This window comes from Veillonella intestinalis, assembly GCF_943193155.1.
In the GTDB taxonomy this organism is placed as follows: Bacteria; Bacillota; Negativicutes; order Veillonellales; family Veillonellaceae; genus Veillonella_A; species Veillonella_A intestinalis.
Window position 1 is genome coordinate 146440 of record NZ_CALPDB010000004.1, and the last position, 16112, is coordinate 162551.

The following is a 16112-nucleotide window of genomic DNA, read 5'->3' on the forward strand; positions in this document are numbered from 1 at the left end:
ACTATGAGACGTTGGATTATGCATGTGGATATGGATGCTTTTTATGCATCAGTGGAACAACGTGATAATCCTGAGTATAGAGGCCGCCCGGTAATCGTTGGCGGCCTTTCTTCGCGTGGTGTAGTAGCTACGGCCTCTTATGAAGCTCGTAAAATGGGGGTTCATTCTGCTATGAGTATGGTAAAGGCCAAGGAACTATGTCCGGAGGGGATTTATTTACGACCACGATTTGCTGCCTATTATGCTATTTCAGAGCAAGTCCATGAAATAATGCACCGCTATACGCCTTATATTGAGCCCTTATCCTTAGACGAAGCTTTTTTAGATGTTACGGGACTCCATGGTCGCTTTACAGGCCCTTACGCCTTAGGTAAAGCAATTAAAGAAGACATTTGGAAGGCTACCGGTTTGGTGGCCTCTGTAGGGGTGGCGCCTAATAAATATTTGGCGAAATTAGCCTCAGATATTAAGAAGCCCAATGGCCTTGTGGTGGTTCCCTATGGTAAAGAGGCAGAATTTGTGGCTCCATTACCAGTCAAACGCTTATGGGGCGTTGGGCGTCATATGGCAAAGCGCTTACAGGAGGCAGGCTATTATAAAATTGGTCAATTGGCAGCCTTGCCGGATGAACAAGCATTGAAGCCTATTGTGGGTAATCAAGCTAAGCGATTATATGATATGGCACGTGGTTTGGATGACAGGCCTGTTGAATATGAACGACAGGTACATTCCATTGGCAATGAATTGACCTATGAGGAGGATTTAGTAGATCCTCAAATTATTAATCAAGAATGGTATTTTTTTGCTCATAAAGTCGCTAAGCGTTTGCGCCAGCAAAATTTGAAAGGTCGTACCATTGCTATAAAGGTTAGGTTTAATGATTTTGAAACGTTGAGCCGCCAAAAACGAATTGAAGTGCCAACAGATAATGAAGAAACACTGTACCGAGTAGGTATGATGTTGTATAATAAACTCAATATAAATAAACCAATTCGCTTATTAGGTCTTACGGTCAGTGATTTTGCTGGTGCATTGGGGCAGACATCTCTATTTGAGGAGGAGACGTTTCAGGAAGAACTGGCAAGAGCGATGGATGGGCTAGAAGCGAAATTTGGTGAAGGGATTGTTATGAAGGGGGCTCTTTGGCAACGGGCTACCCAACAGAAGAGAGAGGAAGAGAATCACAATGAAACATTTTAAATTAAAATATGGCCGTGGCTATGTAGAGTTTGATTTGCCAACACAAGAGGTATTAAATGTAGTGGAAGGGGCCGAATATCCAGCCCTTGAAGATATGAGCAGTGCGTTAGTTGAAAGCTTGAATAATCCTACGGGAACAGCTCCTTTAAAGGATATTGTTCAACCTGATGAATCAGTTTGTATAGTTGTATCAGATATTACGCGCGCTTGGATTGGCTATCAGAAGTTCTTGCCAACTTTATTAAACTACTTGAATGAGGCAGGCGTGCCAGATGAAAAGATTTTCTTGTTGATTGCCTATGGGGCTCATCGTTTACAAACAGAAGCCGAATCTCGCGCTGAATTTGGGGATGAAGTTGTAGATCGCGTTCGTATTGAACATAGTAGTGGCATTAATCCAGACAGCAAATTCCGTCGTTTAGGTGTAACTAGTCATGGTGTACCAATTGAAGTCAATGAGTTAGCACTTGATGCAGATCGCCTCATTTTAACAGGGGGCTGTGTATATCATTTAATGGCTGGCTTTGGTGGTGGTCGCAAAGCGATTTTACCAGGTATTTCCTCCTATGAAGCAATTCAAAAGAACCATTGTTTATGTTTACGTGACAATGTGGGGGAAGGTACTAATCCTGAAATTGTGAGCGGTAATATTAGCCATAATATTATGCATGATGACCAAAGAGAACATGGTTGTGCTGTAGAGGCTGACTTCCTAATCAATACAGTGGCTAATACAGAAGGCAAAGTGGCTAAGTTTGTTTGTGGTCACTGGGAAGATGCATGGCTTGAAGGCACTCAATTAGTTGAAAAAATTTATGGTGTTGATATTAATGGATTAGCAGATTGTGTCATTGCTACGGCTGGTGGCTATCCAAAAGATATAAACTTATATCAAGGGGTTAAAACACAGGTTAATGCCGTAGGCGCATGTAAACCAGGTGGTGTTGTTATCTTGTTGATGGAATTAGATGACATTGCTGAGCCAGCTGAATTTATTGATTGGTTTGAAACTCGTGATCTTCGTGAGCGTGAAATCAAACTTCGCAATGGCTTTACCGTACCAGGGTTTATTTCTTTACATTTAGGTGAAGACTTCCAAAAATATCATCATATTTTAGTTACTAAGCCTGAAAATAAAGAAACTTGTGATCGAGTGGGAATCGATGTTGTTACGTCCATCGATGATGCCTTGGCTCATGCGGCGAAGATTTTAGGTCGTGAAGATTACACAGTTAACATAATGCCGTTGGCAAGTAATACGGTGCCTATGTTGAAAAAATAGAAGCAGTACGTAAGACTTTTAGTTGTTAGTAATATTGTGATAGCACGTTTTCTTGTAAAAGATAGGAGCTGGGAATATGCATAATCGTCATGGCATTATTGGTAAGTCCGTTATTGATTCAGTTCGTCGTTCGTTACAAAATAAGTATGCCGAGGATCGTCACATTCAACAAATGATTGAAGAGTTGGATGCAACCGATGATTTGACATATGAAGAGTTACATATTACAAAGCAAGCCTATGAAGAAGTAAAGTCTCGTTTATTTTATACGGCTTTGTTAGATAGTTTGTGGCAAGAAATCAGTGAAACGCAGGATTTATTAGCACAACTTCACGTATATGATTCCCTAGAAGACGAGTTCCAAAGTCAAGGTGAGGAATTAACTAGTGAAGAGTTGGATATTGATCAAGTGGATTTGGATGATGTGGATGTAACCGAGCGCCCTCTTGCGCTTCGCCAGACTAGTGCTGTGGCAGCGCGTCAAGCTGGTACGGTAGCAGCTCGACAAGAGGGGACTGTAGTAGCACAGTCTGATGGTGAAACACTAAGTTCGGTTAATTCTAAAGCGAATACAACCAACCCTAATTTAACAAATTCTAAATCCGCTACCTCAGGGGTGTCATCAGCTAATCCCCTTCATGATACAGAAGTACCATGGGCGCCATTAACACAAGGTCGTGATGAGGCTAGTGATTTAGCTGTTGATAACGCTGTAGAGGGCACTAATGCAGTTATTAATGCAAAAGCGGCTACTGCTAGCTCAGTTGCTGAGTCAGATACTCAGTCTTCAAAAACAGAAACATCTGATGTGGTAAAAAATAGTTCTAAAGCTGCAAAGGCTGATGTAGTGAATGATTCCTCTAAAACTTCTGAAGCGATTGAAGATAGCACTGAAGAAACGGGCTTCCCTACTGGGGAGATTTTCTTGCAAGACATTTTTAATATGTTGAGTAAGGGTCTTAATAAAGGGGAATCAGTGCAAGCTACGATTGAAGACTTGATGCAACATACTGAATGGAAAGAGTTTAAAAAGTTAGCTAAACAGGCTAAAAAATCTATTAAAAAAGCTCAAAAATCAGCAAAAAAAGAAGCGAAAAAATTAGCTAAAGATGCTAAAAAAGAAAGTAAAAAAGCTTTGAAAAAAGCAAAACATGCTAAACAGGATGTAGAAGCTCGTAGTGAGGAATGGTATCAAGATTTTGATGCGGCAAGTGAAGAGTTGGCTAAAGAGGTTAAAGCCTCAACGGAGCAGGTAAAGGAAAAAACTTATGAAACTGTAGAGGCTACAAAATTAAAAGCCTCAGAAGTGTTACAGACTGCAGAAGAAAAAACAGGTGAAGTAAAAGCTAATGTTGAGGGCGTTGCAACGCAAGTGAAACAAAAGGCTAGCGAAGTGAAGGATACTGTACAAGATTTAGGTCGTTCAGCAGTTCTTCAAGTATTGGATATTGTGGAATCAGCCATCCAAAAAAAGCCAAAAAAGTAAATGACCTTGGTGGGCATACTACAAAACGTGATGTTTATAAAAAGCAACTTACGTCGATCAAGGGTGGTTTTATTGGTGAGTTGATTCATGGAGTGTTAGCTGGTATATTTGCTAGGCCTAATACAAGTAGCAAACAAAATGAGGCTGAGCAGAGGGTTTCCGATATACGAGTACCTCAAGAACCTAAGAAGCAAAGTTTAAATGTTGAAAAATCTAGTAAATTTACTAGAACTGTTCAACCTGAGCAGGGGGCTGTTTTGCCGTTGACTGATGCTAAAGGGCGTTGCCAAGTGTGTAGCAACCATTGTAGACCAGTTAAACAGAATTGTAAAAAGCGGCAAAGAGCGTTGGCTAAACGAGGGTATTAACTATAAAACTTTAGTTATAAAAATTATAATAAAGAAAATAAATGAAGAAACTTCTTCTTCATTATTGCGAATTATGCAATAAAATATCGATAAACTTAGAAGTTTATTTATAAAAAATGTTGATGATATAAGAATTTTTTTAGCTCTGTGCAGCAAATCGAGATAAATTATCAATATTTTCTATGGATATTCTTTTATGCAATGTGAATATGTAAACACGAAAAATAACAAAACATTAAAAAATAATGAAAAAATTGTAAAAGAACTGTAAAATAATGATGTTATATTTCAAATATAATATATGTCAAAATATAGATTAATATAAATTACTTGTGTATAATGATATAGAGTTTATCTAAAAAAGTGAAATAAGAAATAAAATAAAGTAATAATTAATATATGATGAATATTTTGCTTTTTTGTATAAATGGTGTGTTGGATTTTAGTGAGTAATTTAAGTTTAAAAGATTTAAGGAATGGTAAGGTTTGTGTTTTTAGTAAGGAGTAAAGGGTTATGAAGAAAAAAACTACGTTAAGTGTTTTAGTGTTAATGGGACTAACAGCGACAACCTTAGGGAGTGTAGACGCAGCAAGTACAGGTGCTAAATTTTTAGGTATTGGCCCAACAAATCCCGAAATAAATTCAGGACAAAATTATAATGGTGACGGTGCCACTGGCGTTAATGCAGTGGCGATAGGTGTGAATGCATTAGCTACAGAAAAAGATAGTGTAGCTATAGGCTCTACTGCTAAGGTAAATAATGAGGGTGGTCCCGCTATAGGTGGTATTGCTATAGGTACTAATGCTCATTCTCATAATATGAGTAATGGCAATCATGAAAGTATAATTGTTTTTGGCCGAGATAAATCAGTACTTACTGGAGGTATTGCTATTGGTCAAGATACACATGCACGAATTGGCAATGTGGAATTGGGGAATCGCGACTATCGAGGGCAGATTGGTGATTTTGATTTTAGTACGGCTAATGGCAAAATCGGTGGAACAGCAATTGCTAATAATGGAAAATTAGCGAATTCAAATGTAACAACTGGCGTAGGTTCTACTACAGTGGGTGATAACTCATTTAATATGGGGAACTTCTCTAGTATCAATGGTTCCTATAATGTTATATCAAAAGCGTATGATAAGCCAACGGCATCTTGGGTTGGGAATCAGATAACTCGTGGTACGAATGCCCTTCATAATGCTGGGGCTGCTATTCAAGGTTTTGGCTCTAGTATTAGTGGCTCTTTAAATAGTATTGAAGGCAATGAAGAATTAAGTGCTAATATCTTTTCGTTGTTGGGTGGTTCTTCTGATCCTGTTTCAGGGCTTATGTATTCAGGGACGGCTTCTAATATTGTTGGGACAGCGAATCGTATTAATAAGAGTAATGGGGCACTGATTTTTGGTACGGGCAATGAAATAACTAATTCCTATATTACTCCAGATAGTCCTATCATAATGGACTCGCTTTCTACCAATGTGCCATTTTTAGGTACATTAACCTTAAATCCTACAGTAGCTAATAATTCAATTAAAGAATTAGCAGAAACGCTTCGCAAGTATTCTCAAGATAATCGCATGGGTTCTGTGGGGATTATTGGCGGTGCGAATAAAGCTGATTACGCCTTATTCTCTACTATTTCCGGGGTAGGCAATACCTTAACGGGGCGTGGTGTAGATACCAATTTTGTTTTGAATTCAAGAGATACTAAATTGACGGAAGCTATCAATGGAAATTCTTTTGCTGCTTTTAATGCCATTACCGGGTATGAAAACACTGGTAAAGCTGTATCTCATAGCTATATTAGTGGCTCCTATAATACTCTTGAAAATGCCGTGAAAAATGCTGTAATCGGTAATCATCAAACTCTTGCAGGCTCAGCAACTGAGGCTGTTGAAGGGAATATTATACTAGGCTTTAGAGATAAGAAAGACGAATCTGCTTTTGCTACTAGCTTAAAGAATTCAGTTGTTCTTGGTAATGAAACAGGTGCGACAGCTAATCAAGTGGTAGTTATAGGTCATAATGCTAAAGCTACTGTGGTTGATGGTGTAGCTTTAGGATCACAATCAGTGGCAGGAACTGCAGTTGGCGTAGCTGGCTATGATCCAGTAAAAGGGATACAATCAACTGAAACTGATAAAACTTGGAAGTCCACTTTAGGGGCTGTATCTGTAGGTAATGATACTAATACGCGTCAAATCACTAATTTGGCAGCTGGTATGGCACCTACCGATGCGGTCAATGTGGCTCAGCTTCAGGCCGTTAGAGGGCTGATTGTTAGTCCTACGATTTCTATCTTTAGCAAAGGGAGAGAAGCAGATAGCACATATAAAGAAGGCACGCCAGTAGTGACTAATCAGGCTGTTCATGGTATGATGTTTGACTTTGGTGATGGTTTATATGCGGAAGAAAAGGAAAATAGTGAAGGCAAAAAAGTTATTTTAGTTGGTGTGGATCAAAGCGTTATTAAGCCAGGTTCTCCAGGCAAAGATGGAACTGTAGTAGAAGTATCAAAAGATGAAAAAACTGGAGAAACTACTATTACCACTAATCCTAATACGGCTGAGGAAAAATCTGTTGTTGTAAAAGATGGAAAAGATGGTAAAGATGGAGTTAATGGTAAAGATGGTGCTTTTGACTTCTCAATTACAGCGGATAAAACAGTATTACCTATTACTGTGGCAAAAGATACACCGCACGTTCAAGTGCATGGCGATAATAATATTCAGACGACCGCTAATGGCAATACGTTAACTGTTAGTCTTGCTAAGGATATTACAGTTGATTCAGTTACAGCGAAGACAATTCAAGCAGAGGCGTATAAAGTAGGCGAGGCAACGTATATTAGTGAACAAGGTCTTAATGCTAATGATAAGATTATCAAGAATGTAGCGCCTGGCGAAGAGGCTAGTGATGCAGTGAATGTAGGACAGTTGCGTGAATTAAATAATACAGTGAGTCATTCTATTCATAAATTACAAAAAGATAGTAATCGTGCTGATGCTATGGGGGCTGCATTAGCTGCACTTAGTCCACTTCAGTATGATCCATTAGAACCAACACAAATCATGGCTGGTTATGGCTATTATGGCGGTGAGAATGCCTTTGCTTTAGGGCTTGCACATTATAAACATGAGTCCTTGTTATTCCGTGCCGGCGTAGCTATGAATGGTGGTAATAGTAAATTAATGGCTAATGCGGGGGTAACTTGGAAGTTTGGCGATAGTAAAAAAGAACGTGCTCTTGTAGAAGAATATCGTCAAGGTCCAATTTCTTCTAGCTATGTGTTGCAAGATAAATTGGCAATTTTAGAAGCTGAAAATATTCAGATGAAAGCAATGCATGAAAAATTAATAGCTGATTATACACAATTAGAAAAAGATAATGCAGATATGAAAGCTAAAATTGATATGTTAATGCAACGTATGGGGCTATAAGTAGATATTCTTTCAGTAATACTGAAAACTGGACTTTAATACATTATGAGGAGTTGTAAATGGGAAAGTTGCAAAAAAAGCAAAATCATTTGAATAAATTAATGGTAGCTAGTTTAGTATGTGGTGTATTTGGGACATACTTTGGCTCTACTGTATGGGGCGCTACTGTTACCTATGATGAGACTAAAAAGAATATCATTTTAGGCAATCAAATTTCTGATGCTGGTGGGGCAGGCAATACGGCCGTAAATGGCAAGTATAATTTTATTCGTGGTAATGGCAGAGCTGATAGTAGTAATAATTATGCTGGTTGGATTGGTGGAGATTTCAATACTGTTATTTCCGAACAAGTGGGCCGTGATAGAAGCGGAAAATATAATGTAAGTATAGGCGACTATGCACATGAAGTGTCCTCTGGTGATTTTAAATTTGCCATGGGCTATAAAGCAGGTATGACATCTAAAGGCAATTATAATTTTGCATTTGGTTCAGAAGCTGGCCACAATGTAACGGGGAATAATAATATTGCTTTAATGGATGGTGCTGGCAGTGACCTACAAAGTGTTACAACTGTTGAAAATGGTATAGCAAAATCTGAAGATAGTAATTATAACTTAGCTATAGGTTATCAAGCGGGCTCAGATTTAATAGGTAGTTTTAACTATGCCTTTGGCTCACAAACTGGTAAGCAAGTGCGGGGCAATGATAATGTAGCCTTTGGTGCGAAGGCAGGTACAAATGTTGTGGGAACCTCAAATTATGCTTTTGGTACAGATGCTGGTAAAGATGTAAATGGTGATGGTAACTATGCATTAGGGACTCAAGCAGGTCAAAATATTCGAAAATTTGTCAATACTGCTGGTGCTACCGGTCAATCTGTGGGCAATAATAATATAGCGTTAGGTAAGTTTTCTGGCTCGAATATTGTAGGTAATTTCAATGTGGGCATTGGTGAAAATGCAGGACGTTATGTAGGCTATGAAGCTAGCAGTTATGATGTGTCTAATGTAGATAGTTTTGGTGAGCCTCAAGTAAATGTGAAGGGGACCACTCTGGTTGATGGGGCAGAGCATAATATAGCATTAGGTTTTTCCTCAGGGAATTATGTAGCTGGTCAAGATAATTTCTCTGTAGGGGTTGCTGCTGGCAGTTATATTAAAGGTGACAGTAATGTGACCTTAGGCAAACACAGTGGTCAATTTGTTACTGGTGGCGAAAATATGACTTTTGGTGCTCGCGCTGGTGTATTTGTAACGGGCGATGATAATGTGGCCATCGGTGTGGAGTCTGGCCGATATATTCAGGGCGATAAAAACATAAGCATCGGCAGTCGTGCAGGAATTAATGATAATAGTGGACATACTGCTTTAGCTAAGAAATCTAATACAATTGCAATTGGCAATGACTCCAATTCTGAAGTAGCTACGGGTATAGCCATAGGATCTGAGGCTAAATCTAAGAAGTCAGGAGCCAGTGCTTTTGGTGCCAATGCTGAGGCTGTAGAAGAAGATTCCTTAGCATTAGGCGCTGGTGCAAGTGCTGGAGTAGCTAATTCCGTGGCTTTAGGCAGTGGATCAAGTATTGCGGCTAGTAAAACAGCTAATACTGCTGGTAATACTGAATATGGAGCGGCAACGATTAATTCCTTGGAGTTGACTTTTGCTGGTGGCAAGAGCAATGGCATTATTAGTGTAGGCAGTGTGGGGAATGAGCGGCGCATTCAACATGTAGCAGCGGGCCTTATTTCTGCTACATCGACTGATGCTATTAATGGATCACAGTTATATAGTGTAATTAATACAGTTACTACACCTACCATATCCTTGCGTTCTGCTGGTGTAAATGGCGGCAAAAATGCAGCCACTAGTTATACAGCAGGTACAAATGTGGTAACTAATGCAGCCATTCATGGTATGATCTTTGACTTTGGCGATGGTTTATATGCTGAAGAGAAACAAGGTATTGATGGCAAAAAAGTAATTTTTGTAGGGGTTGATGAAACGGCTATAAAAGCCGGTGCTGATGGGGCACCTGGCAAAGATGGCGTTACGATTAAGAGTATTGAGTCCGATGGAAAGGGTAATACTACAGTAACCTTTACAGATGATCAGAGCTTTATAATCAAAGATGGTGCTATTGGTCCACAAGGTCCTAAAGGTGATACAGGTGAAACTGGCCCACAAGGCCCTAAAGGTGATACAGGTGAAACTGGCCCACAAGGCCCTAAAGGTGATACGGGTGGTACTGGCCCACAAGGTCCTAAGGGTGATACGGGTGAAACTGGAGCTACTGGCCCACAGGGCCCTAAAGGGGACAATGGTGAAACAGGAGCTACCGGTCCACAAGGACCTAAAGGGGATACGGGTGGTACTGGTCCACAAGGTTCTAAGGGGGATGCGGGAGATACCGGCCCACAGGGCCCTAAAGGGGAAACAGGTTCTCCAGGTAAAGATGGAAGCATAGTAGAAGTATTAAAAAATGAAAAGTCTGGAGAGACAACAATTACGACGACTAATCCTAATACAAAGGAGAGCCAATCGGTAATTGTAAAAGATGGTCAGGATGGCGTATTTGATTTCACAATTACCGCTGATAACACGATAACGCCAATTACTATAGCTAAAGAAACACCGAAGGTCCATGTGCAAGGTGATAGTAATATTCATACAACTACAGAAAACGGCGTATTATCCATCAATCTTGCTAAGGATATTCAAGTAAATTCAGTAACGGCTAAGACCGTTCAAGCAGATTCCTTTAAAGTAGGCGATGCTACGTATATAAATGAAGCAGGCCTTAATGCTAATAGTAAGACTATCAAGAATGTAGCTCCTGGAGAAGCGGATACAGATGCCGTTAATGTTTCTCAATTACGGGATTTAGGACAAAGTGTAACGCACTCAGTAAATAAATTACAAAAAAATAGTGATAGAGCTGATGCTATGGGTGCTGCTTTAGCTGCGCTTAGTCCACTTCAGTATGATCCATTAGAGCCAACTCAAATTATGGCAGGCTATGGTTATTATGGTGGTGAAAATGCCTTTGCTTTGGGGCTTGCTCATTATAAACATGAGTCTTTGCTTTTCCGTGCGGGCGTAGCCATGAATGGTGGGAATAGTAAATTGATGGCTAATGCAGGTGTAACTTGGAAGTTTGGTGATAGCAAAAAAGAACGCGCTCTTGTAGAAGAATATCGTCAAGGCCCAATTTCTTCTAGCTATGTGTTGCAGGAAAAAGTAGATTATTTAGAAAACTTAGTAGCACAACAGCAAGAACAATTAGCTTTACAAGAAAATCGTCTAAAACAACAAGATGAGAAGATTGAAGCATTGTTACAGCAATTTGCTAAGCAGTAAAAGGTTATATAAAAGCAGTGTTAATTAAACCAAAAAACTCTGACCTCATATTATGGGGTCAGAGTTTTTTTATTATGACAATATTAATCCTTATTGTGAAATCTCTTCATGACTGGTTGTTTGTTCAATTACATGCGAGCGGAAGTAATTAACCCACAAACGAATAGCAGGTACAATCATAGAGCGTTCATTCCAAATCATACCTAAGACCCAATTGATGCGAGGTTCAATTGGGATAGATATAAGATGTTTGCGGTCAAGGCGCTCACAAATTGTTTGCGGTAAAATAGCTGTACCTAAACCACTTTTTACTAGCTCCGTAATGAAATCCCAATTGTTACTTTGCGCTACAATTTGTGGAACTACACCGATTTCTTGAAAACGACCAAGGATGATATCGTAGAGTGAAAAAGACGGGTGAAAAAATACAAGCGGTTCTTTACGAATTTCTTGTAATGTAATGGACTCATAATTGGCAAATGGCGAGTCTGGCTGCATTACATAGTATAGAGGCTGATGATTGAAAATATAGGTTTGAGTATCTGGATTGGTAAAATCCGATACAGGCAATGTAACAAAGCCGACTTGTAGTTGTCCATCTTGTACTAATTGGGCAATTTGAGGTGAGCCATGTTCGCTAACTTTTAGGGATATTTGAGGGTAAGCGGCCATGAAATCGCGAATGATAGGGGATAAAAAGGAAGATCCGATCATCGGCGGAATGCCTAAGCTTAATTCACCAGACTCCATATCGTTCGTGTGATGCATTTGATGTTCTAATACTTCAAATTGGCGCACTAAAGCTTCAATCTGTGGTAATACGGCGCAGGCCTCGTTAGTTAACTCGATACGATGGCCACGACGACGAAATAGTTGTTTATTCCATTCTCCTTCTAAGAGGCGAACGGCTTTACTGAGAGAAGGCTGACTTACATGTAAAGTTTGAGCGGCTTTAGTAAAACTTTTTTGTCGAGCCACTTCAACAAAATATTTTAAATGGGTAATATCCATACTGTCCTCCTGCAATTTTTTCTTTATTTATTATAACTAAAAAGAATAGTGTCGTATAGGGAAAAAATATTATTTTTTTTATAAAAAATGAGATACAATAAGTCATGCCAAAGAGGATATCGATAAATTACAATTTAAGTAAATGATTCGTTTAACATTCATTTGGAGAATGAATATATCTATTAGGGGAGGCAAGGACGAATGAGACGTGTGGCGATGGTAGTAGGTCAAATTCTATTGCTCGCCTTAATTGGGGTGTTAGGTGGTTACCTAAAAGACTGGTTGCAATTGCCATTGCCAGGCACCTTAGTGGGCATGATTTTATTATTCCTATTGCTTTGTTCAGGGATTATTAAATTAAACTGGGTAGAGCAAGGTGCAGCCGTATTGATTGGGGAATTATTGTTGTTCTTTATTCCCTCGGCTATTGGGATTATTCAGTATACACAACTCTTCGGTAGTACAGGGGCTATGTTACTAGGTGTTATCGTAACGAGTATTATAACGCTTTTAGTGTCTGTCACTGTCATTACTTTGAGTATTATGAAATTACGTAGAAAGGGGTACAGATTATGGTAAACTACACATTATTTCAGATGATTAGTATTCATATCATCGAATCATTAGTGGGTACTGTAGTATTGTACTTTCTTTTCAAAAAATTGTATGAACGGTCTGGTAAGAAATTATTTCTTACGCCTTTGTTAGCCGTGCCAGTAGTGATTGGTTTATTCTTAGTGACGATGAACATTCCTTATGATGTGTATCAAGAAGGCAGTCAGTATATTACCATGATGTTACAACCGGCGACGGTAGCCTTTGCCGTGCCTTTATATAAATTCCGCAGTGTAGTGAAAGAATATTTTATTCCTCTACTTGTGGTTATTGGTATGGGCTGTTCCATTGCCTTTTTAGGATCGATGGGGCTAGCAGAACTTGTAGGATTAAGTCCAGAACTTGTTCACAGTGTGGCACCGCGTTCAGTAACAACACCACTTGCTTTAGCGGCCTCTGATACGATGGGTGGGGATCCGACGATTACAGCCATTTTAGTTATTGCAACGGGTTTAATAGGTATGATTATGACAACGATGATGATTAAGCGTGCTCATATTCATAATCGATTGTTAAAAGGCATGCTTTATGGTATATCGGCTCATGGCACGGGGACGGCTAAAGCGTATGAAGATGGCCCTAAAACGGGTGCTATTGCTTCTTTAGCCATGATTTTCATGGGCATTATGACTACGGTGATTGCACCAATTGTAACGGCTGTATCAGCCGTTTTGTAAGGGCTATATAGATTAAAAAGTAATCTTGATTTTAAGTTTACTTGTAGTTAGTCAATAGTTAGTCAGTAGCTATACTAACACATAATTTGAAAATTGGACGGTATTTATTGAATAAAAAACGTCCGTACCTAATTAAGGTAGTTCTTTGACTGGCTTCGCCAGTTAGTTAACTATAAACGTATTTACACAAACTTACACAAACTTACTTAAACAGAAACGCCATTGCTACATAAGATAGCTAATTTATTAGTTATGCTTAGGAAGCGATGGCGTTTCTGTTTATTTTAGGGTATACTAAGTTCAATTATTGAAATGTTATTTTATTGCTATTGTTATTGTTATTGTTATTACTATTGCTATAGGTGATCTTTGGTAATAGGCAGTGAGTCATAAATAGAGTAGATTCTGTTGATTAGGAGTTTAATAATATGGATGGTGTAAGTGGTGTAATATTAGGCATGTCTATAGGTGTGCTTTTACAATTTATTTTGCTTGGCATTGGCGTAGGTGCTTTTGGAACCTTAATTGGTGCTGGTGGCGGCTTAGTCTTTGTGCCTGTTTTTTTATATACTTTTACCGATTGGTCGCCTGCTATGGTAGTGGGAACATCGCTTACGATTGTTATGTTTAATGCTATGTCAGCTTCGACGGCGTTTATTAAGCAAAAGAAAATTTTATACAGTGCGGCTATTTGGTTCACGATTGCCACTATTCCTGGGTCTTATCTAGGTGCAGTAGCTTCTGAAGGATTTGACATAGCCATGTTAAAATTTTGGTTTGGTCTTTTTTTATTATGTATGTCTACGTTTATTGGTTATAAGAATTTTACAAAAGGGCAACGAAAAGAGGAATCTCTTCAGTTGCATGAATTAACTTATAGTAAAACAATTGGTTGTTTAATCAGTGTTGTAGTTGGGTTTATTTCCAGTGTCTTTGGCATTGGTGGCGGTCTAATTCATGTAGCGGCCTTCGTGTATTTATTGGGATTTCCAACCCATATTGCAACTGCTACGAGTCAATTTATCTTATTTTTGTCTACGATTAGTGGAGTAGCGACTCATTTTTATTTAGGGCATATTCAGTGGAATATTGCTATTGCTTGCGGCATTGGTGCAGTTATAGGGGCACAAGTAGGGGCGGCTATAGCTAAACGATTGAAGGCAACAAGTATTTTATTAGTATTTTCATTAGGTGTAGGTTTGTTGGCGCTACAGTTGATCTTTTCCTCTGGGAAATTGTGGTAGTTTTAAAGTATAATTATTAAATGAAAAATAGTGCTTTATATGGTAAGATGGATATAGGCACTTAAACTAGACATTTTATTATTCTTAAATAGTGCTTATTTATAATCAACTTGTGCGAAACTGTAGCATTTTGTGAAATGATGGGAGTTTCGCACTTAAAGTTGTTAAAATTAATTTATCATATTTATATATACTGATGAAATTAATTGTCTGAGCTTATGAAAGAGCTCAGTTTGCTGGGTATAGTAGAGTTGGTCTACTATATGTAGCTGTCGCTCCTTATTCGGGGGGCGTGGATTGAAGTGAAACATACTGGTTTCACGCCAGTAATACCGATAGTCGCTCCTTATTCGGGGGGCGTGGATTGAAGTTTCGGTACTCCCATTTTTAATATAGGTTTCTACCGTCGCTCCTTATTCGGGGGGCGTGGATTGAAGTTAGCCACTCAATGACGTTGCTATAGGTAATAAGGTCGCTCCTTATTCGGGGGGCGTGGATTGAAGTTAAAGGGGACACTCCAAGCCGTTCCCCTTTAGAATGTCGCTCCTTATTCGGGGGGCGTGGATTGAAGTTTCCCATACCACGCCTTTATTGATTATCAAGGAGGTCGCTCCTTATTCGGGGGGCGTGGATTGAAGTGCATATGTAATCTATAAAACTGGGGGTGGTCTTTGTCGCTCCTTATTCGGGGGGCGTGGATTGAAGTAACTTGCGAACGAAGTAGGAATCATTGACGAAGACGTCGCTCCTTATTCGGGGGGCGTGGATTGAAGTGCTGAAGACTTTTCAAAGTACGATAAGATTTACTGTCGCTCCTTATTCGGGGGGCGTGGATTGAAGTCTGCTCAAGAGATGACAAAAGGAATACGCAAAGGTGTCGCTCCTTATTCGGGGGGCGTGGATTGAAGTACAAGGTTTTGTGCATGTTGATGTGCGGGGGTGGGTCGCTCCTTATTCGGGGGGCGTGGATTGAAGTTACTTGTGGCACGGGCAATATAAATCCTTGTGCTAGTCGCTCCTTATTCGGGGGGCGTGGATTGAAGTTTCGTTTCTCTTAACGCCAATTGTTGATACGCTAGTCGCTCCTTATTCGGGGGGCGTGGATTGAAGTGTCCGCTCTTAATTTGGCCTCTGCACTGGCTACAGTCGCTCCTCTTTTGGGGAGTGTGGATTGAAGTGTTGTCCCATTTATCTGGTTTGCCTCCGCCTGCTGGTCGCTCCTCTTTCGGGGAGCGCGGATTGAAGTAAACAGAGTGGGTACCGCTTAAAGAAAGAATGCGTGTCGCTCCTCTTTCGGGGAGCGTGGATTGAAGTATTCCACCGGTGTTAGTCTTATACCCATTTGATGGTTGATCCTTTTTTTTGGACGCGAGAGTTTGGTAAGTTATTTGGTATAGAGGGCTGATTTTAAGAAAGAATATCTAA

Annotated in this window: 10 protein-coding genes and 1 CRISPR repeat array; of the genes, 9 read left to right on the forward strand and 1 reads right to left on the reverse strand. The window is 39.5% G+C overall.

The features are described from left to right. The first annotated feature begins 3 nt into the window (after positions 1 to 3). From NFR44_RS05945 to NFR44_RS09445, 6 genes are all read left to right on the forward strand, one after another. Positions 4 to 1200 (forward strand): DNA polymerase IV, encoded by a 1197-nt coding sequence (locus NFR44_RS05945; RefSeq protein WP_251442035.1) that lies wholly within the window; start codon positions 4 to 6, stop codon positions 1198 to 1200. Further along, a complete protein-coding gene (gene larAH10, locus NFR44_RS05950; RefSeq protein WP_251442038.1) occupies positions 1187 to 2482 on the forward strand; it encodes an NPN-dependent 2-hydroxyacid racemase, LarAH10 family in 1296 nt (431 codons plus the stop codon). Before NFR44_RS05945 ends, larAH10 begins: the two co-directional genes overlap by 14 nt. Positions 2483 to 2558: 76 nt before the next feature. Next, on the forward strand, positions 2559 to 3968 hold the full coding sequence (locus NFR44_RS05955; protein ID WP_251442041.1) for a hypothetical protein: 1410 nt from the start codon (positions 2559 to 2561) through the stop codon (positions 3966 to 3968). A gap of 80 nt (positions 3969 to 4048) precedes the next feature. Continuing rightward, the gene (locus NFR44_RS05960; protein ID WP_251442044.1) at positions 4049 to 4336 is read left to right on the forward strand and encodes a hypothetical protein; all 288 of its coding nucleotides are present in this window, start codon (positions 4049 to 4051) and stop codon (positions 4334 to 4336) included. 514 nt (positions 4337 to 4850) lie between these two features. Continuing rightward, a complete protein-coding gene (locus NFR44_RS05965; RefSeq protein ID WP_251442048.1) occupies positions 4851 to 7784 on the forward strand; it encodes a YadA-like family protein in 2934 nt (977 codons plus the stop codon). A 59-nt stretch (positions 7785 to 7843) separates the two neighbouring features. Further along, a complete protein-coding gene (locus NFR44_RS09445) occupies positions 7844 to 11140 on the forward strand; it encodes a YadA-like family protein (RefSeq protein ID WP_277612530.1) in 3297 nt (1098 codons plus the stop codon). Between the two features lie 90 nt (positions 11141 to 11230). Here NFR44_RS09445 and NFR44_RS05985 read toward each other — a convergent pair whose 3' ends face one another. Next, positions 11231 to 12151, reverse strand: a complete 921-nt coding sequence (locus NFR44_RS05985; protein ID WP_251442051.1) for a LysR family transcriptional regulator — start codon at positions 12149 to 12151, stop codon at positions 11231 to 11233. 201 nt (positions 12152 to 12352) lie between these two features. Here NFR44_RS05985 and NFR44_RS05990 point away from each other — a divergent pair, with 201 nt between their 5' ends. From NFR44_RS05990 to NFR44_RS06000, 3 genes are all read left to right on the forward strand, one after another. Further along, positions 12353 to 12730 carry a CidA/LrgA family protein gene (locus NFR44_RS05990; RefSeq protein WP_251442054.1) on the forward strand — a complete coding sequence of 126 codons (378 nt, stop codon included), beginning with the start codon at positions 12353 to 12355 and terminating at the stop codon, positions 12728 to 12730. Further along, positions 12724 to 13443: an LrgB family protein gene (locus NFR44_RS05995; protein WP_251442057.1), complete on the forward strand. Its 720-nt coding sequence runs from the start codon at positions 12724 to 12726 to the stop codon at positions 13441 to 13443. The genes NFR44_RS05990 and NFR44_RS05995 overlap by 7 nt, the downstream gene beginning before the upstream one ends. A 428-nt stretch (positions 13444 to 13871) precedes the next feature. Next, positions 13872 to 14687 carry a sulfite exporter TauE/SafE family protein gene (locus tag NFR44_RS06000; RefSeq protein WP_371875192.1) on the forward strand — a complete coding sequence of 272 codons (816 nt, stop codon included), beginning with the start codon at positions 13872 to 13874 and terminating at the stop codon, positions 14685 to 14687. A gap of 271 nt (positions 14688 to 14958) precedes the next feature. Further along, positions 14959 to 16001: direct repeats of the CRISPR family, unit length 33 nt; unit sequence GTCGCTCCTTATTCGGGGGGCGTGGATTGAAGT. Positions 16002 to 16112: the final 111 nt, after the last annotated feature.

Bases quoted from the DNA above. Each gene is read 5' to 3' on its own strand.
- NFR44_RS05965 (WP_251442048.1), top strand. From the start codon at position 4,851: ATGAAGAAAAAAACTACGTTAAGTGTTTTAGTGTTAATGGGACTAACA.
- NFR44_RS09445 (WP_277612530.1), top strand. From the start codon at position 7,844: ATGGGAAAGTTGCAAAAAAAGCAAAATCATTTGAATAAATTAATGGTA.
- NFR44_RS05955 (WP_251442041.1), top strand. From the start codon at position 2,559: ATGCATAATCGTCATGGCATTATTGGTAAGTCCGTTATTGATTCAGTT.
- NFR44_RS06000 (WP_371875192.1), top strand. From the start codon at position 13,872: ATGGATGGTGTAAGTGGTGTAATATTAGGCATGTCTATAGGTGTGCTT.
- larAH10 (WP_251442038.1), top strand. From the start codon at position 1,187: ATGAAACATTTTAAATTAAAATATGGCCGTGGCTATGTAGAGTTTGAT.
- NFR44_RS05945 (WP_251442035.1), top strand. From the start codon at position 4: ATGAGACGTTGGATTATGCATGTGGATATGGATGCTTTTTATGCATCA.
- NFR44_RS05985 (WP_251442051.1), bottom strand. From the start codon at position 12,151: ATGGATATTACCCATTTAAAATATTTTGTTGAAGTGGCTCGACAAAAA.
- NFR44_RS05995 (WP_251442057.1), top strand. From the start codon at position 12,724: ATGGTAAACTACACATTATTTCAGATGATTAGTATTCATATCATCGAA.
- NFR44_RS05990 (WP_251442054.1), top strand. From the start codon at position 12,353: ATGAGACGTGTGGCGATGGTAGTAGGTCAAATTCTATTGCTCGCCTTA.